The organism is Streptomyces sp. NPDC001406 (assembly GCF_042895285.1).
Classification (GTDB): Bacteria; Actinomycetota; Actinomycetes; order Streptomycetales; family Streptomycetaceae; genus Streptomyces.
This window is the reverse complement of the sequence record NZ_JBIAWG010000006.1, coordinates 62,782-76,725: the sequence shown is the minus strand read 5'-3', so window position 1 is coordinate 76,725 and position 13,944 is coordinate 62,782. Positions and strand designations below refer to the sequence as shown.

Annotated in this window: 11 protein-coding genes; 8 read left to right on the top strand and 3 right to left on the bottom strand. The window is 72.2% G+C overall.

The annotated features are described in order from the left end of the window. The first annotated feature begins 195 nt into the window (after nucleotides 1-195). A complete protein-coding gene (locus ACFY1J_RS15785; protein WP_390705700.1) occupies nucleotides 196-1,404 on the top strand; it encodes a transglycosylase family protein in 1,209 nt (402 codons plus the stop codon). Here the strand turns inward: ACFY1J_RS15785 and ACFY1J_RS15780 are convergent. Further along, on the bottom strand, nucleotides 1,394-2,614 hold the full coding sequence (locus tag ACFY1J_RS15780; protein WP_390731345.1) for a DMT family transporter: 1,221 nt from the start codon (nucleotides 2,612-2,614) through the stop codon (nucleotides 1,394-1,396). The genes ACFY1J_RS15785 and ACFY1J_RS15780 overlap by 11 nt on opposite strands. 210 nt (nucleotides 2,615-2,824) lie before the next feature. On the opposite strand from ACFY1J_RS15780, the gene ACFY1J_RS15775 reads away from it, so the two are divergent. The 6 genes from ACFY1J_RS15775 (at nucleotide 2,825) to ACFY1J_RS15750 (ending at nucleotide 11,629) form a co-directional block, all read left to right on the top strand. Next, nucleotides 2,825-3,601, top strand: a complete 777-nt coding sequence (locus tag ACFY1J_RS15775; protein WP_390731494.1) for a (2Fe-2S)-binding protein — start codon at nucleotides 2,825-2,827, stop codon at nucleotides 3,599-3,601. Between the two features lie 38 nt (nucleotides 3,602-3,639). Beyond that, nucleotides 3,640-4,809, top strand: a complete 1,170-nt coding sequence (gene glgA, locus ACFY1J_RS15770; RefSeq protein WP_390705702.1) for a glycogen synthase — start codon at nucleotides 3,640-3,642, stop codon at nucleotides 4,807-4,809. Between the two features lie 52 nt (nucleotides 4,810-4,861). Beyond that, nucleotides 4,862-6,082, top strand: coding sequence for a glucose-1-phosphate adenylyltransferase (gene glgC, locus ACFY1J_RS15765; RefSeq protein ID WP_390705703.1), 1,221 nt, complete (start codon nucleotides 4,862-4,864; stop codon nucleotides 6,080-6,082). Nucleotides 6,083-6,216: 134 nt separating this feature from the next. Continuing rightward, the gene (locus ACFY1J_RS15760; RefSeq protein ID WP_390731344.1) at nucleotides 6,217-8,538 is read left to right on the top strand and encodes a GH92 family glycosyl hydrolase; all 2,322 of its coding nucleotides are present in this window, start codon (nucleotides 6,217-6,219) and stop codon (nucleotides 8,536-8,538) included. Between the two features lie 145 nt (nucleotides 8,539-8,683). Beyond that, nucleotides 8,684-10,021, top strand: coding sequence for a wax ester/triacylglycerol synthase family O-acyltransferase (locus ACFY1J_RS15755; protein WP_390705705.1), 1,338 nt, complete (start codon nucleotides 8,684-8,686; stop codon nucleotides 10,019-10,021). Nucleotides 10,022-10,135: 114 nt separating this feature from the next. Continuing rightward, nucleotides 10,136-11,629 carry an SDR family NAD(P)-dependent oxidoreductase gene (locus ACFY1J_RS15750; RefSeq protein ID WP_390705706.1) on the top strand — a complete coding sequence of 498 codons (1,494 nt, stop codon included), beginning with the start codon at nucleotides 10,136-10,138 and terminating at the stop codon, nucleotides 11,627-11,629. 384 nt (nucleotides 11,630-12,013) lie between these two features. On the opposite strand, the gene ACFY1J_RS15745 is transcribed toward ACFY1J_RS15750, so the two are convergent. Beyond that, nucleotides 12,014-12,877: an SDR family oxidoreductase gene (locus ACFY1J_RS15745; RefSeq protein ID WP_390705707.1), complete on the bottom strand. Its 864-nt coding sequence runs from the start codon at nucleotides 12,875-12,877 to the stop codon at nucleotides 12,014-12,016. A gap of 25 nt (nucleotides 12,878-12,902) precedes the next feature. Continuing rightward, nucleotides 12,903-13,307: an HD domain-containing protein gene (locus tag ACFY1J_RS15740; RefSeq protein WP_390705708.1), complete on the bottom strand. Its 405-nt coding sequence runs from the start codon at nucleotides 13,305-13,307 to the stop codon at nucleotides 12,903-12,905. A gap of 448 nt (nucleotides 13,308-13,755) precedes the next feature. Here ACFY1J_RS15740 and ACFY1J_RS15735 point away from each other — a divergent pair, with 448 nt between their 5' ends. Then, nucleotides 13,756-13,929, top strand: coding sequence for a hypothetical protein (locus ACFY1J_RS15735; RefSeq protein WP_110633937.1), 174 nt, complete (start codon nucleotides 13,756-13,758; stop codon nucleotides 13,927-13,929). The last annotated feature ends 15 nt before the right edge of the window (nucleotides 13,930-13,944 follow it).

Here is a 13,944-nt window from a genome sequence, read left to right as displayed (position 1 = left end):
GGCGACCGCACATCCGACCCGCCAGGCTTGAGTACGCACGGAAGGCGCCCAGTGCCTCAGCCGGTTCGGCCGATCCGGCCAACGAGGGCCGATTCCTGGCCACTTGCGGTGACCAGTGGCCCGATTGCCGTCTTGTCATGGCCTGTTCGCCGCGCTTACTTTTGCCCCTCCTGACGCATGTCGAGGGGGCTCTCCATGGCCGCACGCGGCCGGCACCGCCGGTACCAGCCGAACAGGATCAACCGCGCCTCACTCACCGTCACGGCGGGCGGCGCCGGCATGGCGATCCCACTGGTGGCCGCCGGGACCGCCGGCGCGGCCGACGCGGCCACCTGGAACAAGGTCGCCGCCTGCGAGTCCAGCGGAAACTGGAGCATCAACACCGGCAACGGCTACTACGGCGGACTGCAGTTCACCGGGTCCACCTGGGAGGCGTACGGCGGCACCAAGTACGCCCCGCGCGCGGACCTGGCCACCAGGGACCAGCAGATCGCGGTCGCGGAGAGGGTGCTCGACGGGCAGGGCCCCGGCGCCTGGCCGGTGTGCTCGGTGCGCGCCGGACTCACCCGGGACGGCTCCGCCCCCGACGTCCACACCGAGAGCGTCTCGACCCGGCCCACCAAGAGCGCCCAGGGCGCCGGGAGCGCGGTGCGCGACGTACAGCCGCAGACCACGCCCCAGTCCCGGGCGGGCAAGGCCGAGATGTACACCGTCGTGCACGGCGACACGCTCTCCGGCATCGCCGAGGAGCGGCACGTACCGGGCGGCTGGCACCGGCTCTACGCCGCCAACCGCACGACCATCGGGTCCGATCCCGATCTGATCCTGCCGGGTCAGCGACTGAACCTGCGCGGCAAGGCCGCCCCGGCGGCGGGCAACGACACCCACACCCCGGCCAAGCCCTCGACGAAGAAGCCTGCTTCGAAGCACCCTTCGAGGTCGGCTCCGGGAACGAAGAAGTCCTCGTCCGAGGGCACCCGCACGACGTCCACGAGCGGCCACTCCCTGGTCGCCCCGGTCCACGCCGCCATGGGCACGCCCTACCACCAGGCAGGTTCCCACTGGTCGAAGGGCTACCACACCGGCGTCGACTTCCCCGTGCCCACCGGCACCTCCGTGCGGGCGGTCGCCGCCGGACACGTGGTCGCGGCCGGCTGGGGCGGCTCCTTCGGCTACCAGGTCGTCATCCGGCACGCCGACGGGCGCTACACCCAGTACGCCCATCTGTCGGCCATCTCCGTGAAGGCCGGGCAGCCGGTCTCCGCGGGGCAGCGCATCGGCCGTTCGGGCTCCACCGGAAACACCACGGGCCCGCATCTGCACTTCGAGGTGCGGACCGGACCCGGTTTCGGCACGGACATCGACCCGGTCGCCTATCTCCGGGCCGGCGGCGTCAGGATCTGACCCTGATGCGGTGCCGCTCCACGCCGGTGCGGTGCCGGTTCACGACGGGCAGCGGTACGTAGACGCCCGTGTAGAAGGGACTGTAGGCGGGCACGAGGAGGTAGGGGTCCGAGGGCTCCTCGGTGTTGTCGCCGCGTGTCCCGTCCGCCGCCGGCACGAGGACGTCGTCCAGGGCGGTGTCGTCCAGGATCTCCTCCAGGTCCGCCATCTCCTCCAGGTCCGCCATCTCCTTCAGCTCCTCCAGGGCCGACGTGACCCGCTGCTGGGGCAGGACGACCGACGGTGTCCCGGCGGGTGCCGGCTCGGCGAGGGCGAGGGCGGGCGCGGCCGGCGCGAGCGGGGCCGGTCCGGTCTCGGGCAGCGGCTCCGTCGTACGGGGGGCGTGCTCCAGCCGCTCCGTGGTCAGCAGGATCAGACCTCCCGCCGCCACCACACCGCAGCTCAGGGCGAGCGCGGTGCCCGTGGTGCCGTGGCGGAAGGTCTCGCCGAACATCGTGATGCCGACCGCGGCCGCGAGCACCGGGTTCACCACGGTCAGGGTGGCGAGCGGCGCCGCGAGGCCGCCGCCGCGGTAGGAGGCCTGCGACAGCAGCACGCCGGCGACCGCGAACACACCGATCACGGCCAGCGACGGCAGTTCCGCGAGGGAGACACCGCCGGTCCAGTCGACGGCCACGGTCTTGGTGAACACGGACGACATGCCGAACGCTATGCCGGACGCGGTGGCGAGCAGCACGCTGCGCACCGCCGGGTGCCGGTGCGCGGCCCGGCCCGCGAGCATCAACGCGACGACCGCGCCACCGGTGACCAGGGCCACGGCCACGCGCTGGGCGGCGTCGAGGGACGTGGCGTCGGACGAGCCGACCAGGGAGAGCAGACCGGCGAGGCCGACCGTCGCCATGATCGCGCCCCGCCAGGCGGTCGCCCCGGCCTTGCGGCCGACGAACAGGGCCGCCATGGGCAGCGCGAACACGATGGTCAGGGCGCCCAGCGGCTGCACCAGACTGAGGGGGCCATAGGCCAGCGCCACCACGTGGAGCAGCCCGCCGAGCCCGTTCAACGCCACGGCCGCCCACCAGCTGAGGCGGCGCAGCGGCGCATACTGCTCGTCGGGGGAGGACACCGCGACCTGCTCCTGCACGATCGCTCCGCCCGCGTACGCGACGGCAGAGACGAACGACAGCAGCACGGACACCGCGAGGGCGCTCATGAGCTGTTCCTCTGCGTGAGGCCGGGGCCCTGGGCCCGGTTCGACGAACGGTCTGCTTCCATGCCCAACACTCTGCCGTGTCGAGTTCTTCCCGTCGTCGTACCTGAGCAGGCAATGGGTCCTACTGCCGATGGAGTACGCCTGGACCCCGATCATCCCCAGGGTGGGCGACACAGGGTGGAGACCCTCGGGGACGCGCTGCCGGCGCCCCTGGTACTACTGCTGCTCGTGGACCACGCCCCGGATCTTGCCGCGCTCCGCCCGCTCGGCGGTTTCTTCGTCCTGCGCACCGCAGGAGGAGCGGCCGGGGCAACACCGGGAGGGCTGCCCACACTTGCCGAAACCTACGAAAAAGCGACGGCGGACGTCGATGACAACGCGCTGACGTTCCGCGTCGAGACGGTCGCACACCGCCTCCGCACCCGGGAGTCCCGGGTGGCGGCGTCGATCGCCCACCAGGCGCTCGCGGCCCGCCTGTGGTCGCCGGCCCTCGGCTGCGCCGCCCTGTACGGCCGCCTCCCCGACCTGGACCCCCACCTGCTGCGCTGGGACCCGGCCGCCGTCGCCCCCGACGACCTGTGGCTGACCGAGCCGGGCTCGCTGACCGGGAACCCCGGGGACGCCGCCACCCTCGCCGCCGCCGTGCTGCGGGGCCATCTGGAGCCCCTAGGGGAAGCCCTGAGAGCCCGGTACGGCCTCGCGGCCGGACTCCTGTGGGGCAACGCGGGCTCGGCGCTCGCCGGAGCGGCCCGCGAGCTCGACCGCTGGGCCCGCGGCAACGGCCGCGGCGACGTGGCCGACCGGGCCCGCACACTCACCGCCGAACTCTTCACCCACCCCCTCCTGACGGACACCGGCACCCTCACCGGCACCTCCTTCCGGCGCCGCAGCTGCTGCCTCTACTACCGGGTACCCGGCGGCGGGGTCTGCGGTGACTGTTGTTTCACGCGGCCACCGTGCTCTTCCCCGGGCGCCGCATCTGGGTGACCATGAGGGGACCGGCCGGTGAGACCAGGGGGTTGCAGGTGCGAGTGGGACTGCTGAGCCGGGAGTACCCCCCGGACGTGTACGGCGGCGCGGGCGTCCATGTCGAGTTCCTGGCACGGGAGTTGAGGCCGCTGGTCGACCTGGAGGTGCACTGCTGGGGCGAGGGCCGCGCAGTGGGCGTCGTACGCCACCGGCCCTGGTCCGCGCTCGACACTGCCAACGACGCGCTGCGCACCTTCTCCGTGGATCTCTCCATCGCCGCGGCCCTCGAAGGCCGCGAACTCGTCCACTCCCACACCTGGTACGCCAATCTCGCCGGCCACGTCGCCAAGCTCATGTACGGCGTCCCGCACGTGCTGACCGCCCACTCGCTGGAGCCGCTGCGCCCCTGGAAGGCCGAGCAACTCGGCGGCGGATACGCCCTGTCCGGCTGGGCCGAGCGCACCGCGATCGAGGCCGCCGACGCCGTGATCGCCGTGTCGGCTGCGATGCGCGAGGACATCCTCGGCTGCTACCCCGCGCTGGACCCGGCGCGGGTCCACGTCGTGCACAACGGTATCGACACCACCCTCTACCGGCCGGACCACGGCACCGACGTCCTCACCCGCCTCGGCCTGGACCCGGACCGTCCCTATGTGCTGTTCGTCGGCCGGATCACCCGGCAGAAGGGCGTGCCCCATCTGCTGCGCGCGGTGCGGAACATCGACCCGGCGGCACAGGTCGTGCTGTGCGCGGGCGCGCCCGACACCCCGGAGATCGACCGGGAGTTCCGCGACCTGTTCCAGGAGCTGAGCCGGGTCCGCGAGGGCGTGCACTGGATCCCGCAGATGCTGCCGCGCGCGGACGTCATCCAACTCCTCACGCACGCCGCCGTGTTCGCCTGCCCCTCGGTGTACGAACCGCTCGGCATCGTCAACCTGGAGGCGATGGCCTGCGGCACGCCCGTCGTGGCCTCCCGGGTCGGCGGGATTCCCGAGGTCGTCGAGGACGGTGTGACGGGCCTGCTCGTCCCCGTGCACAAGGAGGGCGAGGACGCCGGGGAGTTCGAGGCGGGCCTGGCCCGGGCGCTGGACGCGGTCGTCGGCGACCGGGAGACGGCCCGGCGGATGGGGGAGGCCGGACGGGAGCGCGCGGTGGGCGAGTTCGGCTGGGACGCGGTGGCCCGGCGCACGGTCCGGCTGTACGAGGAGATCCTCAAGCAGGCTTAGCCCGCGGCCTGTGGGGGCAGGCATGGGGCAACCAGGGTGAGGGGGAGCGGCCATGCGTCGTGGCGGACCTTCAGTTCTCGGAATCGTGCTGGCGGGCGGCGAGGGCAAGCGGTTGATGCCCCTGACCGCGGACCGGGCCAAACCCGCGGTCACCTTCGGCGGCACCTACCGGCTCGTCGACTTCGTGCTCTCCAACCTCGTCAACGCCGACATCCTGCGCATCTGTGTGCTGACCCAGTACAAGTCGCACTCGCTGGACCGGCACATCACCACCACCTGGCGGATGTCCAGCCTGCTCGGCAACTACATCACTCCGGTGCCCGCGCAGCAGCGGCTGGGCCCGCGGTGGTACCTGGGCAGCGCGGACGCGATCCTGCAGTCGCTCAACCTCGTCCACGACGAACAGCCCGACTACGTCGCCGTGTTCGGCGCCGACCACGTGTACCGCATGGACCCGCGCCAGATGCTGGCGCAGCACGTCGAGGGCGGCGCGGGTGTGACGGTCGCGGGCATCCGCGTGCCGCGGGCGGAGTCCTCCTCCTTCGGGGTGATCACCCCCGGCTCGGACGGGCAGAGTGTGGAGCGCTTCCTGGAGAAGCCCGCCGACCCGCCGGGACTGGCGGACGACCCGGAGTGCGTCTTCGCCTCGATGGGCAACTACATCTTCACCACCAAGGCGCTGATCGAGGCGTTGCAGCGGGACGCCGAGGACGAGCAGTCCGTGCACGACATGGGCGGTTCGATCCTGCCCCAGCTCACCGCCCGGGGCGAGGCGCAGCTGTACGACTTCAGCGACAACCACGTCCCCGGCGAGACCACCCGGGACAAGGGCTACTGGCGGGACGTCGGCACCCTCGACGCCTACTACGACGCCCATATGGACCTGATCGCCGAGCGCCCCGCCTTCAACCTCTTCAACCGCAGCTGGCCCATCTACACCCACTCGGGCCAGCTCTCCCCGGCCCGCTTCAGCGCCGGCGGCATGGCGAGCGAGTCCATCATCAGCTCGGGCTGCCTGATCCGCGGTCAGGTCACCCGGTCCGTCCTGTCACCCGGCGTGGTGGTCGACCCGGGCGCCGTCGTGCAGGGCTCGATCCTGCACGACAACGTCCACATCGGCCGGGGCGCGGTCGTGCGCGGTGCCGTCCTCGACAAGAACGTGGAGGTGCCGCCCGGCGCGGCCATCGGCGTCAATCCCGAGCGGGACACCGAGCTTTACACGGTCTCCAAGGGCGGGGTCATCGCGCTCGGGAAGGGGCAGCGGGTCCCGTAGGTCTCGTACGCCTGTTTGGTGGCTCCCTCTTCTGACGCGACGCGTTTTGTTCAATTAGCCCTGGATGCCCGGGTTTCGGATCTCCGACCCTCACGATGCAGACAGCGATGTCGAACCATCGGAGGTCATCCGACATGAGACGGACCCGGCACCCGCGGCTGTGCCTGGCCGGGGTGATGACAGCGTCCGCGCTGCTCGCCGCCCCTGCCGCAGGTGCCGCCGAGCCGACCGGCGATCACCTCACCGACCTGGTGAACCCGTTCATCGGGACCCAGAACGAGGGCAACACCTTCCCCGGCGCGGCCATGCCCTTCGGCATGGTGCAGCTCTCGCCGGACACCGGGCACAGCACCGGCTACGACTACTCCCAGAACCGCATCCGAGGCTTCTCCCTGGTCCACCTCTCGGGCGTCGGCTGCCGGATCGGCGGTGACCTGCCCGTCCTGCCGACCACCGGCGACGTCACACAGACGGACAACGCGAAGTACGCCGCCGCCTTCCGGCACGAGGACGAGACGGCGAGCCCCGGCTACTACCGGGTGGGCCTGGCGTCCGGCATCGGAGCCGAACTCACCGCGAGCGCGCGCACCGGCGTCCAGCGCTTCGCCTTCCCCGCCACCGACAAGGCCAATGTCCTGCTGAACGCGGGCCAGTCGCTGCACAAGAAGGTCTCCGCCAAGGTGGAGGTGCTGGACGACCGCACGGTGCGCACCGCCGTCACCGGCCACGGATTCTGCCGGGACACCCTGCCGTACACGGTCTACACGATCACCCGCTTCGACCGGCCCTTCACCGCGTACGGCACCTGGGACGGCAAGGCCGTCACGCCCGGCTCGCGGACCGGGAAGGACGGCGCCTACGTCCGCTTCGACGCGACCCGGGACCGTACCGTCACGGCGACCACCGCCCTGTCCTACGTCGACGCGAACGGAGCGGCGGTCAACCTCCGCGCGGAGGGCGGCCGTTCCTTCGACGCCGTACGCGACGCGGCCCGGCGGGCCTGGGAGGAGCGCCTCGGCACCGTCCGTGTCCAGGGCGGCGGGCAGACCCTGCGGCGCACCTTCTACTCGTCCCTGTACCGGTCCTTCCTGGCCCCGAACACCGGCAGCGACGCCGACGGCCGCTACCGGGGCTGGGACCTGCGCGTCCACCGCGCCCAGGGGTTCACCTACTACCAGAACTGGTCCCTGTGGGACACCTACCGCACCCAGTGCCAGCTCCTCGCCCTGCTCGCGCCCCAGGAGGCCCGCGACATGGCGCTGTCGGTGCTGAAGGTCGGTGAGGAGGGCGGATGGCTGCCCAAGTGGGGCTACGGCACGGTCGAGACGAACATCATGACCGGCGACCCGGTCACCCCGTTCCTGACCACCGCCTACCAGCAGGGCCTGCTGAAGGGGCATGAGGAACAGGCGTACCGGCTGCTGCGCCGCAACGCCGACGGTGTGCCGCCCGCCGGCCTGCCGATCGCGGGCCGCGAGGCGAACGCCGAGTACATCGCGAACGGCTTCGCGCCCTACGTCAAGGGCCGCCCGCAGACCAAGCTGGGCGACTCGGACTACCACCAGGGGGCGTCGGTCACCCTGGAGTACGCCCTGTCCGACGCCATGCTGGCGCAGATGGCGCGCGGCCTCGGCCATGTCGCGGACGCCGAGCGGTATGCGGCCCGCTCCCGCAACTACCGCAACGTCTTCGACCCCTCGACCGGGTTCTTCCGGGCCCGGGACGCCTCCGGTGCCTTCGCCGGACCGGACGACCCGGCCCTGAGCGTGGGCTTCCACGAGGGCACCGCCTGGCAGTACCAGTGGCTGGTGCCGCAGGACCTGCCGGGCATGATCGGACTGATCGGCGGCGAACGGGCGGCGAACGACCGGCTCGACGCGTTCTTCGCCTATGACCGGCTGCCGGCCGACCCCGAGCGCACCGCGCGCGAGGCGTGGGTGCACGGCAACGCGTACGCCTACTACAACGCGGCCACGTACAACCCGCAGAACGAGCCCGACCTCATCGCCCCGTACACCTATCTGTCGACCGGGCAGCCCTGGAAGACCACCGACGTGGTGCACGCGGCACTGACGCTCTTCACGGACTCGCCGACCGGCATGACCGGGAACGACGACCTGGGGACGATGTCCGCCTGGAACGTGCTGTCGTCGATCGGGCTCTTCCCGGTCCAGCCCGGATACGGCACCTGGGGTCTGTCCACGCCCGTCTTCGACCGGGTCGACCTCGCCCTGGACCGCCGCTACTGGCCGGGCGGCCGGCTGACCGTGACCGCGCCCGGCACCTCGGCCACCGACCGCTACGTCCAGTCGGCCCGCACGGACGGATCGCCCTACGGCCGGACCTATCTGACGACCGATGCGCTGCGCTCCCTGCGCCAACTCGCCTTTACCGTCGGCCCCGACCCGTCCGAGTGGGGTACGTCACGAGAGGCGGCGCCACCGGTGCTGAAGTGACCTCAGGCGGCTCTCGAGTCCCGCCCGTTTCACTGAGGGCGGGACTTAATCTGCTGTTAACTGAGCGTAGCGTGATCGTACTTGACCGTAATTGCTTGTGGGGGGTTGACTTCTTGCCCACCCACCGTCGACGCGAGGCAAGCCCTTGACTGCTGACCTGCTCGCTCCCCTCGACCTGGCGTTCTGGAACATCGAGTCCGACCGGCACCCGATGCATCTCGGCGCACTCGGTGTCTTCTCCGCGCACTCGCCCACGGCAGGCGCCCACGCGGCCGATCTGCTCGCCGCCCGTGCCGCGGCCGTGCCGGGACTGCGGATGCGCATCCGGGACGTCTGGCAGCCACCGGACCTGCGCCGGCCCCTGGCCTTCGGCGGCGCCACCCGCGAGCCCGACCCCGGCTTCGACCCGCTGAACCATGTCCGGCTGCACGCCCCGACCGCCGACTTCCACGCCGCCGCGGGCCGGCTCATGGAGCGCCCGCTGGAGCGCGGCCGGCCGCCGTGGGAGGCCCATGTCCTGCCCGGGGAGGACGGCGTCTCCTTCGCCGTGCTCTTCAAGTTCCACCACGCCCTCGCCGACGGCCTGCGCGCGCTCAAGCTCGCCGCCGGAGTCCTGGACCCGGTGGAGCTGCCGGCGCGCAGTCCCCGCCCGATCGAGCCGCCGCGCGGTGTGCTGCCCGATGTGCGCAAACTGCCCGGCCTGCTGCGCGGCGCGCTGTCCGACATGGGCCGGGCCCTCGACATCGGCGCCTCCGTCGCCCTGTCCACCCTCGGCATCCGCACCTCCTCCGCACTGACCGCCGAGCCCAGCGGCACCCGGCGCACCGCCGGAGTGGTCCTGGACCTCGACGATGTGCACCGGATCCGCAAGGCCGTCGGCGGGACCGTCAACGACGTGCTCATCGCCGTCGTCGCGGGCGCCCTGCGCCGCTGGCTCGACGAGCGCGGCGACGGCAGCGAGGGCGTCGCGCCCCGCGCCCTGATCCCCGTCTCCAGGCGCCGCCCGCGCACCGCGCACCCACAGGGCAACCGGCTCTCCGGCTATCTGATACGGCTTCCCGTCGACGACCCCGACCCCGTCAGCCGCCTCGGTACGGTCCGCACGGCGATGAACCGCAACAAGGACGCCGGCCCCAACCGGGGCGCGGGCGCCGTCGCCCTGCTCGCCGACCACGTGCCCGCGCTCGGCCACCGCCTCGGCGGCCCGCTGGTCGGCCAGGCGGCCCGGCTGTGGTTCGACATCCTGGTCACCAGCGTGCCCCTGCCCGGCCTCGGGCTGCGGCTCGGCGGCCACCCGCTGACGGAGGTCTACCCCTTCGCGCCGCTCGCCCCCGGCCAGTCCCTGGCGGTGGCGATCTCCACCTACCGCGGCCGGGTGCACTACGGGCTGGTCGCCGACGCACGGGCGGTGCCGGACCTCGACGTGCTCGCACGGGCGGTGACCGACGAACTGGAGTCACTGATCGTCGCCTGCGACCCCTGAGGGACCGGCCTGCGGACCGGGTTTGGCGGTTCGTCCCGGCGCTCCGTAAAATTCCCCGTTCGAAAGCGGGCGCGAGTCGGAGCGCCGCGCAGTGATCAGGGAAGCGGCAGCGCGATGACGGTGACACAGGACGGCCTGATGGCCGAGGACGAGGCGGTCCACGGCCCCGGCATCGACCCCGAGCGCCTGGCCGTCTGCCTCAGTGTGCTCGACGAGCTCGACCAGCTGGACGTCGACCACCCCGACGCCATCGCGGTACGCAGGGCCACCGCCGGCATCTACCGCACGGTCAAGCAGCGCCGCCGCCAGGAGCGCCGGGCCGCCAAGACCGCCCACGACAAGGCGGTCACCGAGGCCACCGCGACCGGCTCCGCCCAGCGTATCGACGACGAGACCGAGGGAATCCTGCCGTCGTCGATCACCGAGGAGGGCAGGATCGCGGGGATACTCCAGCGCCCGCGCTCCTGCTACACCTGCAAGGCCCGGTTCGTCGAGGTCGACTACTTCTACCACCAGCTCTGTCCGGACTGCGCCCGGACGAACCGGGCCAAGCGCGACGCCCGCGCCGACCTCACCGGCAAGCGCGCGCTGCTCACCGGCGGCCGCGCCAAGATCGGCATGTACATCGCGCTGCGGCTGCTGCGCGACGGCGCCCACACCACGATCACGACCCGCTTCCCCAAGGACGCCATCCGCCGCTTCAAGGCCATGGACGACTCGGCGGACTGGATGCACCGGCTGGAGGTCGTCGGGATCGACCTGCGCGACCCGGCGCAGGCCGTGGCCCTTGCCGAGCAGGTCGCCGAGGCGGGTCCGCTCGACATCCTGATCAACAACGCGACGCAGACCGTGCGCCGCCTGCCCTCCGCCTACGCGGCCCTGGTCGAGGGCGAGAGCGCCCCGCTGCCCGCCGGGGAACTGCCCGCCCACCACGTCATCGGCGCCTTCGGCTCCGGCGCCGTCGACGGCATCGCGGCACTGCCCCTGGGCACCGGCGGCCTGGACGCGCAGAAGGTCGCCGACCTCGCGCTCGTCGCGGGCAACGCCAGCGTCGCCCGGCACCTCGACGGCACCGCCATCGACGCGGGCGGCCTCGTCCCCGACGTCGTCGAGAGCAACACCTGGGTGCAGACCATCGACCAGATCTCGCCGGTCGAACTGCTGGAGACCCAGCTGTGCAACTACACGTCGCCCTTCATCCTGATCAGCGCCCTGCGCCCGGCGATGGCGGACGCCGCGAGGAAGGCCGCCAGCGGCCGTGCCTACGTCGTCAACGTCTCGGCGATGGAGGGCGTCTTCGGTCGCGGCTACAAGGGTGCCGGGCACCCGAACACCAACGCCGCCAAGGCAGCCATGAACATGGTCACGCGGACCAGCGCCCAGGAGATGTTCCAGACCGACGGCATCCTCATGACGTCCGTCGACACCGGCTGGATCACCGACGAGCGTCCGCACTACGACAAGCTGCGCCTGGCCGAGGCCGGCTTCCACGCCCCGCTCGACCTGGTCGACGGCGCGGCCCGCGTCTACGACCCGATCGTGCGCGGCGAGCAGGGCGACGACCTGTACGGCGTGTTCATGAAGGACTACGCGCCGGGCAAGTGGTGACACCCGCTCCCGGGCGGTGTTCCGGTGGCCGGTGTGCGGGTCACGCTCACATTCCACCGGGCGGGCCCGCGGCGGGTCCGTCGCCCTTCACGGGCGCCCGCGCGGCCGATTCGACCTCGGGCCCCCGCCGCAGCCGCTCGTGCACGGCGTACGCCCGGGCAAGTGGTGACGCCCGCTCCCGGGTGGTGATCCGGTGGCCGGTGTGCGGGTCACGCTCACATTCCACCGGGCGGGCGCGCGCCGGGTCCGTCGCCCTTCACGGGCGCTCGCGCGGCCGACTCGATCTCGGGCCCCCGCCGCAGCCGCTCGTGCACGGCGTACGCCCGGGCAAGTGGTGACGCCCGCTCCCGGGCGGTGATCCGGTGGCCGGTGTGCGGGTCAGGCTCACATTCCACCGGGCGGGCGCGCGCCGGGTCCGTCGCCCTTCACGGGCGCTCGCGCGGCCGATTCGACCTCGGGCCCCCGCCGCAGCCGCTCGTGCACCGCGTACGGCCCGGAGCCGGACGCGGCCCGCACCCGGGTCCCGCCGTCCACCAGCAGATCGGCGCCGGTGACCCAGGCGGCCGCGTCCGAGACCAGCCACAGCACCGCCCGCGCGACGTCCTCGGGCTCCCCGATCCGCCCGAGCGGCAGCCCCGCGGCGATCTCCTCCTCGCCCGCCTCCCACACGAACCGGGCCATGTCCGTGCGGACGAGGCCGGGAGAGACGGAGTTGAGCCGCACCCGGGGCGCGAGCTCACCCGCCAGTTGCTGGGTGAGATGGACCAGGGCGGCCTTGCTGGTGCCGTAGGCCCCCACATGCGGCCCGACGTGCCCCGCGCCCTCCGTGCAGATGTTGACCACCGCGCCGCCGTGCTCGCGCATCCACCCCCGCCACGCGCACTGCACCAGCCGCAGCGGTGCCTCGACATTCACCGTGAACGCCTCCCGCCACGCCTCGGGGTCGACGTCCATGAGCGGCCCGTACGGCTGGTTGGTCGCCGCGTTGTTGATCAGGACGTCGAGCCGGCCGAACTCCCGCAGGGCCAGCTCCGTCAGCCGCCGCGGCTGCTCCGGGTCGGCCACGTTCCCGGCCAGCCCGATGCCGCCCAGCTCGGCCGCCGTACGCCGCACCTCGTCCGGGTCCCGCGCGCTCACGCACACCAGCGCCCCAGCGGCGGCGAGCGCCCCGGCCACGGCGCGCCCGATCCCGCGCGTGCCGCCGGTGACGACGGCCGCCCTGCCCTTGAGCCCGTACGACGACGTCATCGCCGTACCGTCTCATGACGGACCGTCAGTCGACAGCCCCCAGCGGCGAGTTCCGGGCCGACACCAGTTCCAGCACGGTGCGCCAGTCCTCCAGGACCCCGGCGTCGAATCCGGCGGTCCGGCTCTCCTCGTCCGCCTGGCGCAGCCGATGCAGATCGTCGTCGGCGGGGCCGAGGGGCCCGCGGTGGTGGCGTACGAGGTGGGAGACGCGCTCGCCGAGCAGGGGACGTACCGCGTCGGCCGCGCGGTCCGCCTGACCGGTCTCGTGGCCCGGTCCCAGCAGCCGGCCGATGCCGTGCACCAGACCGGCCACCTGGAGCTCCTTGTCGGCGGGACGGCTGCGGCGCAGCAGGGCGGCGGTCCGCAGCGCGTGCTGGTGCCGGCCGGCATACAACAGGTCCATCAGCTCCTCGACGCTGCGCAGCTCCATGCGTCAGTCCTCCCGCGAGACAGCCGTTGCGGTACCTCAGCAGATCATGGCGAGCTTGCGGCGCGGCCAACGGCAACTGAACTGCACGACGTGGTCGCTCATGTACGCCAAGTGGGTGATCCGAACCAAGCAATATGTAATGAATAGTCCCAGAATGGTGCTGATGGAGTACCGAGCGACTCGAGATAGTTACACCTTGTTTGCACTCCCGATCGAGCGGACCCCCGCTCATTTGGTTACTCTGTACTCCGACGGGCAGCAGTACGGGGTCCCACCCACACCCACGGTCCGTCCCGGGACAAGCCGGTTCACCACGGCCTGCCCTTGCGAGTAACCGGCGCCACCGCGTCCGAACTGGCCTTCAATCCAGACCCGAGCGGGCGTCAGGCACCGGATCGCAGACTGACCGGTACGCCCCGAGGGTGACCCGACACATAAGGAGTGCGCGGTGACACCGGAGAAGACGAATCGCGATCAGCGCCCCAAGGAACGCACGGAGCGCGCGGGCCGCAGGCCCGGAGAGCTCGGCAGCCTCGACGTGTGGGCCCGGTCCGCCCCGATCCGCCTCGCGGGCTACGAGGACGACCTCGCCGAACCCCACATCCTGCCGAGCGTGGACTGACCCACCGGTCGGCCG